Here is a 20869-nt window from a genome sequence, read left to right on the forward strand (position 1 = left end):
TGTCTCCTGGATGCTGACGGACGGGGGGTGAGGACGGACGGGCGGCGGGGGCGGCCCGCGGCCGGGCCCTCATCGTAGGACGGTTCAGGCTCGTTGGGCGCGGGACAGGCGGCGGGTGAAGGTGTGGATCACCTCGGTGACCTCGCCCAGGCGCAGGATCCGGGCCACGACGAGGAACGCCGCCACCTCGACGCCGGCGACGACGCCGCCCCGCAGCCCGGCGACGATCCAGTGCGGGTCGCCGAGCACCCGGCCCAGGAGCAGCGCGACGGCGCCCGCGACGGCGGTGGCCAGACCGACGGCGAGGAGCAGCCGGACGAGGAACCTGACCAGCCGCGCCGAGTCGAGGCCGCCCACCCGTCGGGCGAGGGCGGCGTAGGAGATCGCGGCGCCGACGGCGTACGAGACGAGGTAGGCCAGCACGAGCGCGGGGGAGGTGTGGACGGCGTCCGCGGCGCGCACCAGCACCACCGCGGCGACGATGTTGACCGCCGAGACCGCGCACTGGATGAAGAAGACCGCGCGGGTCTGCTCGAGGGCGTAGAACCCGCGCAGCATCAGGTAGTGGACGGTGAACATCACCAGGCCGGGTCCGAAGAGCGCCAGCGACGGCGCGTAGCGGTCGAACTGGTCCGCCGCGGCGCCGTGGCCCCAGATCACCTGGGCGACGTCCTCGGCGACCAGCGGCAGCAGCGCCGCGAACGGGACGACGACCGCGAGCGTCGTCCGCAACGACGACGACAGCGTGCCGCCGAGGCGGTGCAGGTCGCCGGAGGCCGCCTGCTCCGACAGCCGCGGCAGGATCGCGGTCGCCAGCGACACCGTGATGATCGAGTGCGGCACCATCACGATGAGGAACGTCGAGGAGTAGATCGAGTAGCCGGTGCCGTCGCCGCCGTCGACCGTGCCGGCGGACGCGAGCCGCACCACGACGGTGTAGGCGACCTGGTTGACGATGACGAAGAGCACCGTCCACGTCCCGAGCCGGAAGGTGTGGCCCAGGCCGGACCCGCGGAAGTCGAAGCGGGGGCGGAAGGTGAACCCGGCCCGCTTGAGGTAGGGCACCAGGATGACGAGCTGGGCGGCGATGCCGATCGTCGACCCGACGCCGAGCAGGAGCTCCTGGCCGCTGGAGTAGGGGCCGGTGGTCTCGGCGCCCCGGGCCGGCCCGAAGACGACGAGGTAGACGACGAGGGTGGCCACCGAGATCACGTTGTTGGCGATCGGCGCCCACATCATCGGCCCGAACCGGCCGCGGGCGTTGAGGATCTGCCCGACCAGGACGAACATCCCGTAGAAGAACACCTGGGGCAGGCAGTAGCGGGCGAAGGTGATGACCGACTCGAGGTGGGCGGCACGGTCGGGTCCGTCGAACCCGGCGTCGAGGTAGAGCGACATCACCTGTGGCGCGAAGGCGACGAGGGCCACGGTCACCGTGGCCAGGAACAGCGCGGCGAGGGTGACGACGCGGTTGGTGTAGGACTCGCCCTGGTCGGGGTCCTGGCGCATCGCCCGCACCAGCTGCGGGACGAGGACGGCGTTGAACACCCCGCCCGCGAGCAGGATGTAGAGCATGTTGGGGACCGTGTTGGCGATCGAGAAGATGTCGGCGTGCAGGCTCGCCCCGAGCGCGGCGGCCAGCAGCGCCGAGCGGACGAAGCCGCTGAGCCGCGACACGATCGTGCCGGCCGCCATGACCGCGCTGTTGGCCAGCACGGTGCGCTGGCCGTCGTCGTCCTCGGTGGTGGAGCGGATCACCGGGATGCTGGTCGTCGACTCGCCCGGGTCGATGTCGTCCGGCACGTCGGCGCGGTAGTACTGCGCGAGCCGCTGCTGGCGGCGGACGATCGGGATCGCGCGGGTGGGCTCCCGGTCGACGACCGGCGGTCGCGGCGGCCCGACGGGCGGCCCGACGGGTGGCCCGACAGGTGGCCCGACGGGTGGCCGGGACTGCTGCGTGCCGGCCGGCTGCTTCTCGGCCGGCTGGGCGTCGGTCCGCCGCGCCTCGGCGGGTCTCTCGGCCGCCCGGGTGACCCGGGTCGGCGGCGGCGGGACCGGCTCGGTCTCGACGTACCGCTCGACCGGGGCCGGCACCAGTCGCTCCATGGTCGGGTCGTGCGGGCTCGGCTGCCCGGCGCGCTCGTCGGGGACGGCGGGCTCGCCGTCCGGCCCCAGCGGCCGGCCGGGTGCGCGGTGCTTGCCGCCCGGCCCGGTCACGGCACCTCGGCGGGTTCGGACTGCTCGCCGCTGGCCCGGGCGGCCTCGGTCTGCTCGGCGCGGGTGGCGAAGAGGTCGGGTGCCTCGCCCCGGCGCGCGGCCCGGACCCGCCGGACCACCCGCACGGCGATCGCGAGGAACAGCAGCCCGGCGCCGGTGCCCATGATCAGCCAGATCACGTCGCTGACCTGTGCGGACCGGACCGGCACCTCGGCCGCCGACCCGAGCTCGTTGCCGGCGAGGTCGGTCACGACCAGCTCGACGTTGTGCACCCGGTTGGTCGTCGTCCGCGCCGTCAGGAGCTCGGTCGTGCGGCTGCCGGCCGCGAGCTCGATCCGGTCGGGGCCGGTGATCTCGATCCCGGAGTCGGACTTGCCGCGGACCCGGACCTCGACGGCGTGGTCGAGGGTGTTGTCGAGGGTGACCACCACCGGTCCGGACGTCCCGGAGAGCGTCACGCCCGGGGACGTGGTGATCTCGACCCCGCCGAGCAGGCTCTGCACCCAGGTGAGGGACTGGCCGAGGCTGAGCTGGGTGGTCGACTGCGAGGCGCGCCCGGCGTACGAGAGCCCGGTCAGCGCCTCCTCGGTGAGCACCGCGCCGACGTCGTTGTTGTCGAGGAGCACGTTCTGCAGGACGTCGCCGGCCTCGATCAGCGCGGCGACGTCGTCGAACGTCGTGCGGTCGAGCTCGCGCTGCTCCTGGACGCCGGGGTAGTCGAGCGCGTCGACGTCGACCGGCGTGGCGACGGTGGCCTCGTCGAGGTCGGCGACGGTGCCGAGGTCGAGCCAGGGCACGTCGAGTCCGGAGAAGAAGCCGAGCGGGTCGTTGAGGCCCCACCCCTGCGGGAGGACGACGGTCAGCGGGCGCGGCTCGCCCTTGACCAGCCGGACGGCGGCCTCGGCGAGGAACCGCTGGCGCAGCCCGACCGACGTGCGTGAGGGACCCGGTCCCGGGCTGCCCTGGTCGACGGCGTACGACGCCGCGACGAGCCGGCGTCCCTCGACGGAGGCGACCGCAGGCGCCTCGGGGTCGCGCTCGGCGCCCGCGGCGGTCCCGCCGGCCCCGCCGCCGAGGGTGTCGAGCATCCGGTCGGTCACCACGATGGTCGTCTCGGGATCGAGGGCGGCGATGCTCGCGGCGTCGAGGTAGCCGCTGGGCGACATCACGCCGGGGCTGGACTCGATGCCGAGGTCGGCCAGCACCGTGCTCCGCTGGGCCAGGGCGAGGTCGAGCAGCCGCTCGTCGTGACGGACGGCGGCCGGGACGTCGACGTTGCCGTAGGGGAGGGTGAGCACCTCGTCGCCCGCGACCGCGTCGCGGAACCGCTCGAGCCAGGCGGTGGCCGCCAGCGCCTCGGGGCCGACCGGCTCGGCGTCCGCGGACGGCTCCTCGGTCGGGCTCGGAGTGTCGGTCGGGGTGGAACCGTCGGTCGGGGCCACCGCGGTCGGCTCGATGCTGCGCGCCGGGTTGCCCCGGGCGAGCAGCCCGACGGCGTCCACCAGCGCGGGGTCGACGAGCCAGGTGACCGGGGTCGAGCCGGCCTCGACGAAGCCGAGCAGCCGGGAGAGCCGACCCTCGGGTGCCAGCCAGCGCCGCCAGGTCTCGACCGCGGCGAGCGAGCCGTCCCCCGCGTAGCGCACCGGAGCGGTGATCGGGACGACGATCGCCGCGGGCAGCGGCGTCTCCTCGAAGCGACGGGGCACGTAGGGCATGAACGTGCGCGCTCGTCCGTCGGCCTTGTCGTCGCGGGGGGACGACGCACTGGCTCCCATCGCGTGGACGCCGAACCAGTAGACCCCGGCGCGGGTGACTGTCAGCTCGCGAGCCGGCACCGTGACCGCGAACTGCCTCTCCTCACCCGGGGCGATCCCCTCGATGGTCGGGACCCGACCCACGTCGGTGAGGCGCTGACCGAGCTCGGCGTCGGCCGGCACGTCCATGGCGGCGTCGAGCTGGGCCTGGGTGCGCATCGCGCCGTCGTCGGTGCCGTCGCCGAAGAACGTGTAGACACGGACGTCGCTCCACACCTCGTCGGTGCGGTTGGTGACCGTCCCGCTGATCCGCACCGGGCCCTCGGCCGGCAGCGTCGAGGGCGAGAGGGTCTTGATCCGGACGGCCAGCGGCGTCGCACCCGCCCGGACGTCGTCCGCCTCGGCCGTACTGGGCGCGGCCGTGGCCACCTCGGCCGGGGCGGGCGCCGGGGCTGCCGGGACCGCTGTGGCCGGTGTGGCACCGAGCCCGGCGAGGGTGCTGGCCGTCACGAGTCCTGCGGCGGCCACGAGGGCGCGCAAGAACGTCGGAGGTCGGACCACACGACGAGGGTATCCGGCCGGGACCGGCGCCCCGTGCACTCCGTAGACTCCGCGCCGTGCCTGCCCCGTCGAACCCGGAACCGCTCTCGATCGTCGAGGTGCAGCGACGGGTCGACCGCGAGCTCGACCGGCTCGCCCCGCTCCTCGACGGCCTGGGTGCCCTCTTCGCCGACGCCGGCCACGAGCTGCACCTGGTCGGCGGGCCGGTCCGCGACGCGATGCTCGGCCGCTCGCACACCGACCTCGACTTCACCACCTCCGCGCCGCCGGAGGTCACCGAGCGGATCCTGAAGCGCTGGGGCGACGCGCTGTGGGACATGGGACGCGACTTCGGGACCATCGGCGCACGCAAGGGCGACTGGATGGTCGAGGTGACGACGTACCGCTCCGAGACCTACGACCCGGCGTCCCGCAACCCGGTCGTCGCCTACGGCGACACGCTGGCCGGCGACCTCGGCCGGCGCGACTTCACCGTCAACGCGATGGCGGTGAGCGTGCCGGGCCGCGGCTTCGAGGACCCCTTCGGCGGCATCGTCGACCTGGCCCACCAGGTGCTGCGCACGCCGGGTCGGCCCGAGGACTCCTTCGGCGACGACCCGCTGCGGATGCTGCGCGCGGCACGGTTCGCGGCCCAGCTCGGCTTCACCGTGGCACCCGAGGTCGTCGCGGCGATGACCGCCATGGCGGAGCGGATCACGATCATCTCCGCCGAGCGGGTCCGCGACGAGCTGGTCAAGCTGATCTGCGCGCCGTACCCCCGCCTGGGCCTGACCCTGCTGGTCGAGACCGGCCTGGCCGCGCTGGTGCTGCCCGAGCTGCCGGCGCTGCAGCTGGAGCGCGACGAGCACCACCGGCACAAGGACGTCTACGAGCACACCCTGACCGTGCTCGAGCAGGCCATCGACCTCGAGCCGCGGCTCTCGGTCGACGGCGGCCCGGACTTCGTCTCGCGCTTCGCCGCCCTCATGCACGACGTCGGCAAGCCGCGCACCCGCCGGCTCCTCGACGACGGCACCGTCACCTTCCACCACCACGACGTCGTCGGGGCCAAGCTGACGGCCAAGCGGATGAAGGCGCTGCGGTTCTCCAACGACGAGATCGCCGCGGTGAGCCAGCTCGTCGAGCTGCACCTGCGCTTCCACGGCTACGGCTCGGGGGAGTGGACCGACTCCGCGGTGCGCCGCTACGTCCGCGACGCCGGCGACCAGCTCGCCCGTCTGCACGTGCTGACCCGTGCCGACTGCACCACCCGCAACCAGCGCAAGGCCGACCGGCTCCGCCGCACCTACGACGACCTCGAGGCGCGGATCGAGCGACTCTCGGAGGAGGAGGAGCTCGCCTCCCTCCGCCCCGACCTCGACGGCAACCAGATCATGGAGATCCTCGGTGTCGGTCCCGGCCGCGAGGTCGGCGAGGCCTACCGGTTCCTGCTCGAGCTGCGCCTGGACCGCGGCCCGCTCGACGAGGACGCCGCCCGCGCCGCGCTCCTCGCGTGGTGGGCCGAGCGCCCGTCGTCCTGATCGGGGTCCGGGTCGTCCGGGATCCGAGCCGGCGTGGCCGGTGCGGCCCTCCGCGGTGGCCAGTCAGCGCAATTGCCGACGCTGGCTCGGTCCCGCCCCGTGGGAGCTGCCCAATTCGCGGCAATTGCGCGGGATGGCCACCCAGGAGCTGACGCCGACACGGAGACCCACCGAGCGGCCGGAGGATCTCGGACGTGCGGGATCCGCGTCCACGGGTGCTTGACCTTGTCCTTGGGGCAGGCTCCAGCCTCGAGGGACCGGCGAACCGTTCGCCGGACCACGAGGAGCGACCCGTGACCGACGACCGGCTGCTGAGCATCGGCGACGTCGCCCGCGCCAGCGGGCTCAGCGCCAAGGCGCTGCGCCTGTACGACGACTCGGGGCTGCTGGTCCCGGTCGACGTCGACCCGGTGACCGGCTACCGGCGCTACGCCGTCGACCAGCTCGACCGGGCCCGGCTGGTGGCGCGGCTCCGGCTGGCCGGGGTGCCGCTGGCGCGGATCCGGGTCGTCGCCGACCTGGTCGACCGGGCCCCGGGCGCGGCGGCGGCCGAGCTGACGTCGTACTGGCGCCAGGTCGAGGCCGACACCGCGTCGGCGCGGGCACTGGTCGCAGACATCGTGGCAGCACTGAGCACGGAGGACCACGACATGACCCCCACCCACGGCACGACCGTCCTGACCCACCCCCGCGCAGCCGCCCGGGAGGGCATCGGCGCCCGCCGCACGCAGGAGGACGCCGTCCTCGTGGGCGACGGGGTGTACGCCGTCGCCGACGGGATCGGGGACGTCGCCGACGGCCTGAGCGCCGTCGTCGTCGCCCGGCTCGCGGAGGTCGAGCGGGCCGGTGACCCCGTCGCGGCTCTCGACGCCGCCGTCACCGCGGCGGCCACCCTCGTGACCGAGCGGTACGCCGACCGGCCGGGTGCGGGCTGCACCCTCACCGCCGTGCTGCTCGCCGACGACCAGGCGGTCCTCGCCCACGTCGGCGACTCCCGCGGCCACCTCGTGCGCGACGGCCGGCTGGAGCGGCTGACCCGCGACCACACCGTCGTCCAGACCCTCGTCGACGAGGGCAGGCTCACCGCCGAGGAGGCCCGCCTCGACGAGCGGCGGGTGCAGCTGAACCGGGCGATCGCCGTCGGCGGCGCCTACCAGCCCGACCTCGGCGTCCACGCCCTGCGCCCCGGCGACCGGATCGTGCTCACCACCGACGGCGTCCACGGCCGGCTCGCGCCGGCCGCCCTGGCCGACCTGCTCGTCGCCGACACCGGCCCGGACGACGTCGCGGCGGCCGTCGAGGCCGCCGTCCTGGCCGCCGGGGCCGACGACAACTACGCGGTGGTCGTCGTCGACCTGTGAGACGCGAGGAGGGCGGGCGTCCCGTGCGGGACGCCCGCCCTCCGGCGGTGGTGCGGGTGGATCAGGTCACTCGGCGCCGGCGATGAAGGCTTCGACGCGGGCGCGGCCCTCGTCGTCGGGCAGCTGCACCGGCGGGCTCTTCATCAGGTACGACGACGCGCTGATGATCGGGCCGCCGATGCCGCGGTCCATGGCGATCTTGCAGGCGCGCAGGGCGTCGATGATGATGCCGGCCGAGTTCGGGGAGTCCCAGACCTCGAGCTTGTACTCGAGGTTGAGCGGGGCGTCGCCGAAGGCGCGACCCTCGAGGCGGACGTAGGCCCACTTGCGGTCGTCGAGCCAGGCGACGTAGTCGGACGGGCCGATGTGCACGTTGCGGCTGTCGATCTTGCCGGCGAGCTCGCCGGTCAGGTTCGACGTGACGGCCTGGGTCTTGGAGATCTTCTTGGACTCCAGGCGCTCGCGCTCGAGCATGTTCTTGAAGTCCATGTTGCCGCCGACGTTGAGCTGGTAGGTGCGGTCGAGCACGACGCCGCGGTCCTCGAACAGCTTCGCCATCACGCGGTGGGTGATGGTGGCGCCGACCTGGCTCTTGATGTCGTCGCCGACGATCGGGACGCCGGCGTCCTCGAACTTCTTGGCCCAGGTCGGGTCGGAGGCGATGAAGACGGGCAGAGCGTTGACGAAGCCGACGCCGGCGTCGATGGCGCACTGGGCGTAGAACTTGTCGGCCTCCTCGGAGCCCACCGGGAGGTAGGACACCATGACGTCGACCTGGCGGTCCTTGAGGACCTGCACGACGTCGACGGGGTCGGCGCCGGACTCCTCGATGGTCTGGCGGTAGTACTTGCCGAGACCGTCGAGCGTCGGGCCGCGCAGCACGTCGAGGCCCAGGGTCGGGACGTCGGCGATCTTGATCGTGTTGTTCTCGGAGGCGTTGATGGCCTCGGAGAGGTCCTTGCCGACCTTCTTGTCGTCGACGTCGAACGCGGCGACGAACTCGATGTCGGAGACGTGGTAGTCGCCGAAGGCCACGTGCATCAGCCCGGGGACCGTCTCGGCCGGGTTGGCGTCGCGGTAGTAGTGGACGCCCTGGACGAGGGAGCTGGCGCAGTTGCCGACTCCGACGATTGCTACTCGAACCGAACCCATCGGGATACCTTTCGTGGATCTGCTGGTGGTCCCGGACGGGACCGTCGGGTGGTGCAACGGATGGTGCTACGGGGTGGCCGGCGGTGCTGCCGGGCCGTGCTGCTGCTGGTTGCGCTCGGCGTTGATGAGGTCGGAGAGCCACTGGACCTCGCGCTGGGCGGACTCGACGCCGTGGCGCTGCAGCTCGGCCGAGTACCGGTCGACCTCCGCCTCGGTCATCGACAGCTGCGACTGGACGCGGTCGAGCCGCTCCTGCAGCCGGGTGCGCCGGCCCTCGAGGACCCGCAGCCGGATCTCCATGTCGGCGCGGCCGAAGAACGCGAACCGGATGCCGAAGTCGTCGTCCTCCCAGGCGGCCGGTCCGACGTCGGACATCAGGCGCTCGAACTCCGCCGTCCCGGCCGGGGTGACCTGGTAGACGATCTTCGGACGCCGGGAGACCGGGGTCATCTCCGGCGGGAGCTCCTCGATGAGGGTGCCGCGCAGCATCTTCTTCAACGTCGGGTAGAGCGAGCCGTAGGACAGCACCCGCCCCCACCCGAGCATCAGGTTGAGTCGCTTGCGCAGCTCGTACCCGTGCATGGGTCCCTCGTGCAGCAGACCGAGGACGGCCAGCTCGATGGACTCTCCGCGTCGTGCCATGCGATGCATCGTAGCGATATATCCAGCGAATAGGAATCACCGATGGTTCGCGTCGAGGTACGCGGGCTGCGGGCGTGGCCAGGGACGGGTGCGCAGTGGGTTGGTCCTGCCTGTTTCGACGTGTCCAGATCCGTGCAATTGCCGAGGCTGGCTCAGTTCTGGTCGCGCGAAATGGCCAATCTGCGGCAATTGCGCGGCTCAGCCCGGTCTGTCAACGCTCCCGCGGGCAGGGCAGCCGTCGATGCCTGTGGAGAACGAAAACCCCGGGTGCGCAGATCGGGCACCGTGCTGCGGGTGAGCGCACTGCGGCAGGGCCCCGACCCGGATCCCGGTCTCGACCTCAGCGAGCCCTTCACCTGCGCGCAGCTCGTCGCCGCGGGCTACTCACGACGGATGGTGAGGCAGAAGCGCTTCGCCGAGATCGTGCCGGGGGTCCATGTGCTGTCGTCGGCCATCGGCCCGACGACGCTGATCAAGGCCGCGCTGTTGATCCACCCGGCCGACGCCTGCGCCAGTCACGGTTCCGCTGCGGTCCTTCTCGGACTGCCCGTGCCGGACCCGGGATTCGCCCACGTCACCGTCTTCCGCCAGAAGGACCGCCGCTACCGCCGGGAGATCAAGTCGCACGTCACCACGCGCCGCCGCCGCATCGTCCTGGCCCAGGGGGTGCGGGTGACCGATCCGATCACCACGTTCATCGCGTGCGCCGGCCAGCTGGGCCTGGTCGACCTCGTCGTCCTGGGCGACGCGCTCGTGCGGCGGTGTCGGACCAGCCCGGCGCAGCTGGTGCGCGCGTGCCAGGTCAGTACCGACTACTACCGCAAGCGTGCGCTGGCCGCCGCGCTGTTCGTCCGGGAAGGGGTCGACTCGCCGATGGAGACACGTCTGCGGATGCTGATCGTGCTGGCCGGCCTGCCTGAGCCGGTCGTGAACCACCGGACCTTCTGGGAGGACGGGAGCCTGCGCCGCAGGTTCGACCTGTACTACCCCGGCATCCGACTCATCGTCGAGTACGACGGGCGCCAGCACGCCTCCGACACGAGGCAGTGGCAGGGCGACCTCGATCGCCGGGAGGAGCTCGACGACGAGGGGTACCGGATCCTCGTGGTCACGGCCGAGGGCGTCTTCCGGTCCCCCGGGCGCACCCTCGAGCGCGTCCGCCGCCAGCTGGTCGAGCGCGGGATGGACGGCGTCCCGGCGATCGACGCGACCTGGCGCGAGCACTTCCCGAGCTGACGCGGCCGAGCGACCGTGCTGGGACGGTCGCCCGCCCCTGTGCGGCCGGCGGACCTGGCAGGAGCGATGCAATTGCCGCGATCTGGCCGGTTCCGGGACGACGAGTCGAGCAATCTGCGGCAATTGCACGCGTGGGGCCGGCCGAGCAGGACGACGCCCGAGCAACGCTCGGCTTTGGGACGCCTCCCCAGCGCCTGCGTACCCTGATGAATCGTGCCGACAGGTCCGGCGCGCCCAGACGAGCGATGAGGTGACAGTGGCAGGGAAGCGCAGGTCCGACGCGGCGACGTCGGGTTCGGGTGGGTTCCTGGGCAGGTTCCGCCGTCGGCGTGCGGAGCGCGACGCGGAGCCGCGGCCCCCGATGACCTGGAAGCGCCGGGTCCTCAAGGTGTTCAAGTGGGGCTTCATCACCGGCCTGGTGCTGACCCTGATCGGGATCGCGGGGTTCGTCTACCTCTACAAGACGACCGACATCCCCGAGCCGAACGCCGAGCTGCTCACCAACGCCACCTTCGTCTACTACGACGACGGCGAGACCGAGCTCGGTCGCTTCGCCACCCAGTTCCGCGACTCGCTCTCCTACGAGGAGATGCCGCAGAACATGAAGGACGCCGTCGTCGCGGCCGAGGACCAGTCGTTCTGGACCAACAACGGCATCGACCCCAAGGGCATCCTGCGCGCGGTGTTCAACAACGCCAGCGGTGGCTCCCAGCAGGGCGCGTCCACGATCACCCAGCAGTACGTGAAGATCCTCTACCTGACGCAGGAGCGCAGCTACGAGCGCAAGGTCAAGGAGGCGATCCTCTCGCTGAAGATCCAGCGCGAGTACTCCAAGGAGCAGGTCCTCACGGGCTACCTCAACACCATCTACTTCGGCCGCGGCGCCTACGGCATCGAGGCGGCCGCCGACGTGTACTTCAGCAAGAAGGCCGCCGACCTGACCCTGCGCGAGACCGCGGTCCTGGCCAGCGTCCTGAACAACCCCAACGGGCTCGACCCCGCCGACGGCAAGGCCGTCCGCCTCGAGCTCAAGGGCCGCTACGAGTACGTCCTCGGCGCGATGGCGAGCGAGGGCTACATCACCGACGAGGAGTCCGAGCAGGCCCGGCGCAAGCTGCCGAAGTTCCCGGAGCAGGACGTCGAGGACAGCTACGGCGGCCAGACCGGGCACGCGCTCACCCTGATCAAGAACCAGGTGCTCGGCCTGACCAACTCCGAGACCGGCGTCCCGTTCACCGAGGAGGAGATCGACGGCGGCGGGCTGCGGATCACCACCACGCTGACCAGCAAGGCGATGGACGCCGCCCGGGAGGGCGTCGAGGAGGTCCGGCCGAAGGGCTTCCCGGGTGCGAAGGACCTGCACATGGCGGCCGCGACCGTCGAGCCGGGCAGCGGCGCGCTGCGCGGCTTCTACGCCGGCCAGGACTTCCTCGAGTCGCAGCTCAACTGGGCCGTCGCCGGCGGCCAGGCCGGCTCGACGTTCAAGCCGTTCGCCGTGGCCGCCGGGCTCAAGCAGGGCTTCGCGCTCAAGGACACCTTCGACGGCAACTCGCCCTACGAGATCGAGGGCACCGACGCGGAGGTCGAGAACCAGGGCGACGAGGACTACGGGAGCTCGGTCTCGCTCACCCAGGCCACCGAGGACTCCATCAACACCGCCTTCATCGACCTCACCCTCGCGATGGACGACGGGCCGGAGAGCATCATCGAGACCGCCGAGGCCATGGGGATCCCCCCGGCCAAGGCGAGGAAGCGCGGGGCCTACGGCATCCCGACGTCCTCGCCCGGGCTCGACCCGGTCACCGGTGTCGCGCTGGGGTCCCAGACCGTCAGCCCGATCAACATGGCCAACGGCTACGCCACGATCGCCAACGAGGGCGTCGCGGCCGACGTCCACGTGATCTCGAAGGTCGTCAACAAGGCCGGTGACGTGCTCTACGAGCACAAGGTCACCGGAGACCGGGCGATCAGCGCCGACATCGCCTCCGACGTCAGCTACGCGATGCAGCAGGTCACCGAGGCCGGGTCGGGCACCCGCGCCAACCTCGACGACGGCCGGCCGATCGCCGGCAAGACCGGCACCGCCACCAAGGACGGCGGCGCGGTGTCGTCGTCCTGGTTCGTCGGCTTCACCCCGCAGCTGTCCACCGCGGTGATGATGGTCCGCGGCGTCGGCAACGGACAGCTCGACGACTGGGTGCCCGCCTCCGACGACGGGGTCGACGGCTACTTCGGTGGCAACTACCCCGCCAGGACGTGGAAGGCGATCATGGAGCGCGACCTCGAGGGGGTCGACCCCGAGGACTTCCCGGAGCCGGCCTTCGTCGACGGCGAGGCGCCCTCGGAGGGCCACGCGCCGTACACGCCGCCGCCGCCGGCGCCGTCCACGACGCGCCAGCCCCCGAAGACGCCGAGCATCGACCCGGACCCGCCGACGAGCGACCCGCCGACGTCGGAGCCGACCCAGGAGCCGCCGACCACGACGCAGCCGCCCTCGACGCCGCCGGACCCGCCGGAGACCTCCACCCCGCCGGACCCGCCGGAGACGTCGGCCCCGCCCACGTCGCCGGCGGCGCCGGCCGTCCCGGCCAACCCGCGTGAGCGCTCCCGTGCCCCGCGGCGCCGTCCGTCCCGGACCCGTCGGACCCTCGCCGTCCGGTGACCCACGTCGACCCGACCCACGACGACCCGGTCGTGGCGGGGATGAGCGGGGCGGTCGGCGGGCCGCTCGGGGAGCGCGCCGCCCGCGGCGGGGCGTTCAGCGTGCTCGGCGTCCTGCTCGCGATCACCGCGCTGACCTTCGCCCTCGGGCTGCTCACCAAGACCACCTGCGCGAACGACGACTGGTCGCCGCAGCAGGCCGACAGGTTCACCCACGCCTGCAGCTCCGAGGTGGCCGACGAGTACACCGGCACCGGCCTGGTGGAGCTCGCCTGGCCGTGGTCGGGGGACGAGGCGACGCGCGAGCGGTACCCGGTCACCGACGAGCCCGCGCTGGTCGGGCTGTGGACCTACGCCACCGCCCGGGTCACGCACCTCCTCAGCGGCTCGCCCGACATCTCCGAGCGCTACCGGCAGCCGGCCACGACCGTCGCACAGTCCGACGACGCCGCCGCGGAGCGCTCGCTCTTCATGGCCGTCAACGCCGTCCTGCTCGCCGGCGTCGCGATGCTCGCGACCGCCGCGCTGGCCGCGGTCCACCGACGCCGTCCCTGGGACGCCGCCGGGTTCGCCGCCGCCCCGGTGCTGGCCGTCGCCGGGGCGATCTCCTTCGACCTGCTCGCGGTGGCCGCGGTCGCCGGGGCGCTGTGGGCCTGGTCCCGCGGTCGCGGCGTGCTCGCGGGCGCCCTGCTCGGCGTCGGGGCCGCCGCCGGCGTCTGGCCGGTGCTGGTGCTGGCCGCCTTCCTCCTCGTCGCCGTCACCGAGCGCCGGGCGACGTGGGTGCTGCCGACCGTCGTCACGGCGGTCGGCACCTGGGCGGTCCTCAACGCGCCGGCGTTCCTCACCGGCCGCACGCAGTGGGAGCGGGCCTGGTCGGCGACGTTCGAGCGCAGCGCCGACCGCGGCTCGCTGTGGCGGATCGTCGCCGACACCGCCGGCCTCGCCACCGACGTCGGGCTGGTCGTGTCGTGGCTGCTCGTCGCCCTGTGGACCGGCCTGGTCGTCGCGCTCGTGCTGCTCGCGCCGGCCCGTCCCCGGGTCAGCCAGGTGGCCCTGCTCCTCGTCGCGGGCTACGCGCTGCTCGGCATCGTCTACGAGCCCCAGCAGGCGCTCTGGCTGCTGCCGCTCGCGGCGCTGGCCCGCCCGCGCTGGCGCGACCTGCTGGTCTGGCAGGCCGGCGAGGTGTTCTTCCTCGCCGCCACGTCGTGGTGGGAGGGCGGCCTGCTCTCACCCGGCGACGGCGAGCAGTCCGGCTTCTACTGGGTCGCCATCGTGATCCGCCTCGTGTGCACCGGCTGGCTGGTCGCCGTGGTGGTGCGCGACCTCTGGTGGCCCGAGGCCGACCCGGTCGAGGACCCCGAGACGCCGCCGGCCGGCCGGAGCGGGGACGAGGCTCAGGACAGCACGATGCGGTCGAACGTCGTCGCGGTGTAGCGCACCCGCACGTCGATCTCGTCGCCCACCGTGGGCACCCGCGCGCCGCTCGGCAGGAAGAGCATCGAGGCCTGCATGTGCGGCGGCTCGGCGAAGAGCCGCTGCTTGTCGTCGATCGAGAACGGCGAGCGCACGAACCCGACGGCGTCCAGGCCCCCGCGCGCCAGCGTCGCCGCCCGGGCCTTGATCGAGGAGCCGCCGGTCGGCGCCTCCAGGCCGATCCCGTGCGCCGTGCCGCCGCTGACGACCAGCAGGTGGCCCGCCTTCGGGACGGTCCGACCGCGGTAGCCGAAGGAGTCGCCGCGCTCGACCTCGTGGACGTCGAGCACGGTGGCCGTCACGGCCAGGGCCGCGCGGTCGCCGAGCCACAGGTCGGTGCCCATCCGGGGCCGGACCGTGAAGTCGGCGTACGACGTCCGCAGCGCCGTGAGCTCGGTGGCGGTGAGGTGGCTGACCCAGACCGTGTCGAGGCCGCCCTGGCCGGGCTGCTGGAGCCCGGCGCCGACGGCGTCGTTCATCAGCCGTCGCACCTCGCCCAGGTGCGAGCCCTGGGCCAGCGGCAGGTGCAGCGCCACGCCCTCCAGCCGGGCCGAGCGGTGCCGGCGCAGGTGGTCGGCGGCGTCCCACAGCCCGCGGGCGGCGAAGCCGTGCCGCTTCATCGACGTCAGCAGCTCCAGCACGAGGCGGGCGCCGGGCTGCCGGGTGAGCAGGGCGTCGACGTCCTCGACCCGGCCGACCGTGTGGATGACCCGGCCGGCCAGCTCGGGGGCGAGGTCGGCGACGAACGGCCGCCACGGCGTCAGCACGAGCAGCGACCCGTCGAAGCGGGAGGCGACCTCGGGCAGCTCCTCGTAGGTGCCGACCGCGATCGTGTCGACGCCGAGCCACTGGCTCTTGCGGGCCAGCCGGCCCGGCGTGAAGCCGTAGCCGTTGCCCTTCACGACCGGCACGAGGCCGGGGTGCGCCTCGGCGACGCCGCGCAGGTGGCTGCGCCAGCGGTCGCCGTCGACGGTCAGGGTGAGCGACACCTGCGCCTACCTCCGTCTCTTCAGGTACTGCTGGAAGGCCGCGTAGAGGACCCGGTTGAGCGGGAGGTCCCACTCGCCGGCGTACTCGACGGCCTCGCCGCCGGTACCCACCTTGAACTGGATCAACCCGGCGTGGGAGTCCTCGGCGTCGAGGGTGTCGGTGATGCCGCGCAGGTCGTAGACGTCGGCCCCGGCGGCCAGGGCGTCCTGGATCATCGCCCACTGGACGGCGTTCGACCCCCGGACGTCGCGCTTCTCGGTCGACGACGCGCCGTAGGAGTACCAGGCGTGGGCGCCGACCCGGATCGCGATGGTGGCGGCCACGAGGTCGCCCTCGTGGCGGGCGAACCAGAGCCGGATCCGGTCGGGGTCCTCCGCCGCCAGGGCGTCGACCATGGTGCGGAAGTAGCCGAGCGGGCGGGGCGTGAAGTGGTCGCGCTCGGCGGTGTGCAGGTAGAGCGCGTGGAACGCCGCGAGGTCGGCGTCGGAGACCCCGGCGGCGGCGTCCGGCGTCGTCACCTCGACGCCCTCCTTCGCCGCCTTCTTGATGTTGCGGCGCCAGAGCTGGTTCATGGCCTTGAGGACGTCGGCCTCGGTCTTGGCCTCCCCGACCCCGTCGCCGGAGCCGTCGGCCGGGTGTCGCAGGGGCACCTGGAAGACGTACTGCGGCTGACCGGCGGCGAAGCCGCCCTCCACGGCCTGCGGTCGCCAGCCCAGGTCGTGCAGCTGGGAGACGACGCGGGCACCGGTCGCGTCGCGCTCGGTCGGGGCGACGTCGTCGAGCCGGCGGACGGCGGGGTCGGCGAGGCCGGCCTTCACGGCGGCGGCGTCCCAGCGGCGGACGACGGCGGGCGGCCCGATCCGGATGCCGAACGCGCCCTGCTTCCTCACGTGCGCGGCGAGCGGGCGCAGCAGCGCGCCCAGGTCGTCGCTGCCCCAGTCGAGGACCGGACCCTCGGGGAGGTAGGCGAGGTAGCGACGCAGCCGGGGGAGCTTGCGGTAGAGCACCAGCGCGGCGCCGACCTGCTCGGCGTCCGGGCCGGCGCCGCGGAAGAGGCCGACCAACTCGCGGCGCCACTCGCTCTTCACCCGGCCCCACGCCGGGGTCTGCAGGAAGCTCGCCGAGCGGCGCGACGCCACGAACGCGAGGTGGTCGGCCTCGGAGGTCACGCGTACGTCGATGCTCACCGTCCCGAGGCTAGTGCGCCTCCGGGCCCCCGTTCCAAGCGGCCCTCCACCGGCCCCCGGGGGCCGATGTTTCACGTCGAACCAACCCCGGCACCTGCCCGCTCTCCGGCCCAGCTGCCCCCGGAGGCCGAGCAAGCGAGCGCCGACGAAGCCGGCCGTCCTGCCGGGCCGGGCTGGCCTCGGTGGGCCAGGGGTCTCGACTCGGCTCGCTGGCGCTCCCCGGCTCGACCAGCGGGGGTTGCCGGTGGTCGAGCCGCGGGGACGGAGTCACCGCGAGTCTCCGGTGGTCGAGCCGCGGGGACGGAGTCACCGCGAGTCGAGACCTGTTGGCGGTGGGGGTGGTCTCGACTCGGCTCGCTGGCGCTCGCCGGCTCGACCAGCGGGGGTTGCCGGTGGTCGAGCCGTGGGGACGGAGTCACCGCGAGTCGAGACCTGGCGGGGTGGGGGTGGTCTCGACTCGGCTCGCTGGCGGCATCCGGTGGTCGAGCCGCGGGGACGGAGTCACCGCGAGTCGAGACCTGGCGGGGTGGGGTGGTCTCGACTCGGCTCGCTGGCGCTCGCCGGCTCGACCAGCGGGGGGCCGGTGGTCGAGCCGCGGGGACGGAGTCACCGCGAGTCGAGACCCGCGGGGTGTCCGGTGGTGCTCGGCTCGATCCGTGGTAGGTCGACGACAAGGGGATGACACGTGAGCTGGAACAACCCGAGCATGCACTGGGCCGAGCTCGAACGACGGCTCAGCGGCCGGCCGGGCGCCGACGACGCACCGATCTCGCGGCGCAAGCACGCCCGCGCCACCGGTCGCCCGATCGAGCGGCCGACCGGGGCCACGCCGTACGCCGAGCTGCACTGCCACAGCCACTACAGCTTCCTCGACGGCGCCAGCTCGCCGACCGAGCTCGTCGAGGAGGCGGTGCGACTGGGGCTGCACGCGATCGCCGTCACCGACCACGACGGGTTCTACGGCGCGCCGATGCTGGCCGAGGCAGCCGCGGAGCACGACCTGCTGACGGTCTACGGCGCCGAGCTGTCGCTGGGCCTGGGCGGCCCGCAGAACGGCGTCCCCGACCCCGAGGGGTCGCACCTGCTGGTGCTGGCGCACGGTGTCACGGGCTACCACCGGCTGGCGTCGGCGCTCACCGACGCGCACCTGGCCGGCGACGAGAAGGGACGCCCGGTCTACGACCTCGACGCGCTCGGAGCCACCGGGCGCGGGCACTGGACGGTGCTCACCGGGTGCCGCAAGGGTGCGGTCCGCGCCGCGCTGGCGGCCGGCGGCCCGCGGGCGGCGTCGGAGGAGCTCGACCGGCTCACGTCGCTGTTCGGGATCGAGCACGTGCTCGTCGAGCTGTCGCCGCACCCCGGCGCCGACGACACCAACGCCGCGCTGGCCGCCCTGGCGCGCACCCACGGGCTCGACGTCGTCGCGGCCGGCAACGTGCACCACGCGACGCCGGCGCGGCACCGGCTGGCCACGGCGATGGCCGCGGTCCGGGCCCGGCGCAGCCTGGCCGAGCTCGACGGCTGGCTCGACCTGTCGGCGTCCGCGCACCTGCGCAGCGGCGCCGAGATGGCGGCCGCGCTGGCGCCGTACCCGGGTGCGGTCGAGCGGAGCGTGGCGCTGGCCGACGAGCTGGCCTTCGACCTGCGCAAGGCGTCGCCGTCGCTGCCCAAGCACCGCATCCCGCCCGGCCACACCGCCGACTCCTGGCTGCGCGAGAAGACGATGCAGGGCTTCGCCGAGCGCTACGCCGGCACCCCCCAGGAGGAGGTCGCCCGCGACCGCGTCGAGCACGAGCTGCGGGTGATCGCCGAGAAGGACTTCGCCGGCTACTTCGTCATCGTCCACGACATCGTCGACTTCGCCCGCAGCCGCGGCATCCTCTGCCAGGGTCGGGGCTCGGCGGCCAGCTCGGCGGTCTGCTACGCGCTGGGCATCACCGCCGTCGACGCGGTCTTCTACCGGCTGCCGTTCGAGCGGTTCATCTCCGCGCACCGCGACGAGGAGCCCGACATCGACGTCGACTTCGACTCCGACCGCCGCGAGGAGGTCATCCAGTGGGTCTACGACACCTACGGCCGGCGCAACGCCGCGCAGGTCGCCAACGTGATCGGCTACCGGCCGCGGATGGCGGTGCGCGACGCGGCCAAGGCCCTCGGGCACTCCCAGGGCCAGCAGGACGCGTGGTCGAAGCAGATCGACGGCTGGAAGTCGGTGGTCGCCGGCGACCAGGGCGACCCGACGGCGCACGACGTCCCCGCGTCGGTGGTGGCGCTGGCCGAGGAGCTGATGGGGGCGCCGCGGCACCTCGGCATCCACTCCGGCGGGATGGTGCTCACCGAGCGGCCGATCGGGGAGGTCTGCCCGATCGAGCGGGCCAGGATGGACCGACGCACGGTGCTGCAGTGGGACAAGGACGCCTGCGAGTCGATGGGGCTGGTGAAGTTCGACCTGCTCGGCCTCGGGATGCTCGGCGCACTCGACCACATGATGCGGATGACCGCGGAGCACCTGGGGGAGCCGTGGACGCTGGCGACGATGCCGAAGGAGGAGCCGGCCGTCTACGACATGCTCTGCCGGGCCGACTCGATCGGCGTCTTCCAGGTCGAGAGCCGCGCCCAGATCGGCACCCTCCCGCGGTTGCAACCGCGGGAGTTCTACGACCTGGCGATCGAGATCGCCCTGATCCGGCCGGGCCCGATCCAGGGTGGCGCCGTGCACCCCTACGTGCGGCGGGCGACGGGCAAGGAGGAGGTCACCTACGACCACCCCGACCTGGTGCCGGTGCTGGAGCGGACCCGCGGCGTCCCGCTGTTCCAGGAGCAGCTGATGGCGATGGCGGTGGCACTCGGTGACTGCACCCGTGACGACGCCGACCTGCTGCGTCGCGCGATGGGCTCCAAGCGCGGCGTGGAGCGGATCGAGTCGATCAAGGAGAAGCTGTACGCCGGGATGGCCCGGCGCGGGCTGGTGGGGGAGAAGGCCGACTCCATCTACGTGAAGATCCTGTCGTTCGCGAACTTCGGGTTCGCGGAGTCGCACGCGCTGTCGTTCGCGCTGCTCGTGTACGCGAGCTCGTGGTTCAAGCTGCACTACCCCGCGGCGTTCCTGGCCGGGCTGCTGCGCAACCAGCCGATGGGGTTCTACTCGCCCCAGTCGCTGGTGGGCGACGCCCGGCGGCACGGCGTGGAGGTGCGCCGCCCCGACGTGCAGGTGTCGATGGCCCGGGCCGGCCTGGAGCCCGTGGCCGGCGCGGCCGGACCCGAGGGGCTGGGCGCGACCGGTCACGAGGCGTGCCTGCGGCCGCGCTTCGAGCGCACCGAGTGGCGTCCCGGCACCCCCGACCCGACGGCGGTGCACCGGCGCGACGGCCGGTGGGCGGTGCGGCTGGGGCTCGACGAGGTGCGCAGCATCGGTGCCGACGTCGCCGACCGGATCGTCGCGGCCCGGGCCGAGGCGCCGTTCGTCGACGTCACCGACTTGTCGCGTCGCGCCGACCTCACCTCGACCCAGCTCGAGGCGCTGGCCACCGCGGGCGCCTTCGACTCCTTCGGCCTCGACCGGCGCCAGGCGTTGTGGGCGGCCGGGTTCGCCGAGCGCGGCGACCAGATCGCCGGCACCACGCCCGCGCCGACGGCGCCGACCCTGCCCGGGATGAGCGAGGTCGACCTGACCCTGGCCGACCTGTGGGCCACCAGGATCTCGCCCGAGCGGCACCCGCTGGAGCACCTGCGCGAGGAGATCCGCCGCGCCGGCATCCGCTCGGTCGCCGACCTCGAGACCACCGAGTCGCACCGCCGGGTCCACGTGGCCGGTCTGGTGACGCACCGTCAGCGACCGGGCACCGCCATGGGCGTCACCTTCCTCAACCTCGAGGACGAGACCGGGATGCTCAACGTCGTCTGCTCGGTGGGGGTGATGAAGGTGCACCGCCAGGCGGCGCGCAACCGTGTCGCCGTGGTGGTCCGGGGCACGCTGGAGCGGTCCGAGGGTGTCACCAACCTGATCGCCGACCGGGTCTCCTCGCTCGACGACGTCGTCCCCGGTGCCGGCGCGGTGCTCCAGTCGCGACAGACCTCGCGCGACTTCAAGTGAGGCGCCCGGGCCGCCGCGCTGG

The 20869-nt window shown here is 73.3% G+C and carries 12 protein-coding genes; 6 read left to right on the forward strand and 6 right to left on the reverse strand.

The features are described from left to right. Positions 1-84: 84 nt before the first annotated feature. Entirely contained in the window at positions 85-2217 is a 2133-nt protein-coding gene (murJ, locus tag E4623_RS07020; RefSeq protein WP_245154950.1) for a murein biosynthesis integral membrane protein MurJ, read from the reverse strand. Then, on the reverse strand, positions 2214-4532 hold the full coding sequence (locus E4623_RS07025) for a DUF6049 family protein (RefSeq protein ID WP_134765821.1): 2319 nt from the start codon (positions 4530-4532) through the stop codon (positions 2214-2216). Before E4623_RS07025 ends, murJ begins: the two co-directional genes overlap by 4 nt. 56 nt (positions 4533-4588) lie before the next feature. On the opposite strand from E4623_RS07025, the gene E4623_RS07030 reads away from it, so the two are divergent. Together E4623_RS07030 and E4623_RS07035 are read left to right on the forward strand one after the other, a co-directional pair. After that, on the forward strand, positions 4589-6052 hold the full coding sequence (locus E4623_RS07030; protein WP_134765822.1) for a CCA tRNA nucleotidyltransferase: 1464 nt from the start codon (positions 4589-4591) through the stop codon (positions 6050-6052). Positions 6053-6345: 293 nt separating this feature from the next. Further along, positions 6346-7413, forward strand: a complete 1068-nt coding sequence (locus tag E4623_RS07035) for a MerR family transcriptional regulator (RefSeq protein ID WP_134765823.1) — start codon at positions 6346-6348, stop codon at positions 7411-7413. A gap of 66 nt (positions 7414-7479) precedes the next feature. Here E4623_RS07035 and E4623_RS07040 read toward each other — a convergent pair whose 3' ends face one another. Both E4623_RS07040 and E4623_RS07045 read right to left on the reverse strand, forming a co-directional pair. Then, positions 7480-8565: an inositol-3-phosphate synthase gene (locus E4623_RS07040; RefSeq protein WP_134765824.1), complete on the reverse strand. Its 1086-nt coding sequence runs from the start codon at positions 8563-8565 to the stop codon at positions 7480-7482. Between the two features lie 66 nt (positions 8566-8631). Continuing rightward, positions 8632-9207 carry a PadR family transcriptional regulator gene (locus E4623_RS07045; protein WP_134765825.1) on the reverse strand — a complete coding sequence of 192 codons (576 nt, stop codon included), beginning with the start codon at positions 9205-9207 and terminating at the stop codon, positions 8632-8634. Positions 9208-9249: 42 nt separating this feature from the next. Between E4623_RS07045 and E4623_RS07050 the strand changes: the two genes are divergently transcribed. The 3 genes from E4623_RS07050 (at position 9250) to E4623_RS07060 (ending at position 14538) form a co-directional block, all read left to right on the forward strand. After that, complete coding sequence (locus E4623_RS07050; RefSeq protein ID WP_209020559.1) at positions 9250-10443, forward strand: DUF559 domain-containing protein; 1194 nt, start codon at positions 9250-9252, stop codon at positions 10441-10443. Between the two features lie 361 nt (positions 10444-10804). Beyond that, positions 10805-13105 carry a transglycosylase domain-containing protein gene (locus tag E4623_RS07055; RefSeq protein WP_134765826.1) on the forward strand — a complete coding sequence of 767 codons (2301 nt, stop codon included), beginning with the start codon at positions 10805-10807 and terminating at the stop codon, positions 13103-13105. Beyond that, positions 13102-14538, forward strand: coding sequence for a hypothetical protein (locus E4623_RS07060; protein WP_134765827.1), 1437 nt, complete (start codon positions 13102-13104; stop codon positions 14536-14538). Before E4623_RS07055 ends, E4623_RS07060 begins: the two co-directional genes overlap by 4 nt. Here the strand turns inward: E4623_RS07060 and E4623_RS07065 are convergent. Continuing rightward, on the reverse strand, positions 14499-15566 hold the full coding sequence (locus tag E4623_RS07065; RefSeq protein ID WP_134765828.1) for an alanine racemase: 1068 nt from the start codon (positions 15564-15566) through the stop codon (positions 14499-14501). The genes E4623_RS07060 and E4623_RS07065 overlap by 40 nt on opposite strands. Before the next feature lie 6 nt (positions 15567-15572). Then, positions 15573-16754: a peptidoglycan bridge formation glycyltransferase FemA/FemB family protein gene (locus E4623_RS07070; RefSeq protein WP_134765829.1), complete on the reverse strand. Its 1182-nt coding sequence runs from the start codon at positions 16752-16754 to the stop codon at positions 15573-15575. 685 nt (positions 16755-17439) lie between these two features. Between E4623_RS07070 and E4623_RS07075 the strand changes: the two genes are divergently transcribed. Beyond that, a complete protein-coding gene (locus tag E4623_RS07075; protein WP_134765830.1) occupies positions 17440-20847 on the forward strand; it encodes an error-prone DNA polymerase in 3408 nt (1135 codons plus the stop codon). The last annotated feature ends 22 nt before the right edge of the window (positions 20848-20869 follow it).

This window comes from Nocardioides sp. 1609 (assembly GCF_004522105.1).
Taxonomy (GTDB): Bacteria; Actinomycetota; Actinomycetes; order Propionibacteriales; family Nocardioidaceae; genus Nocardioides.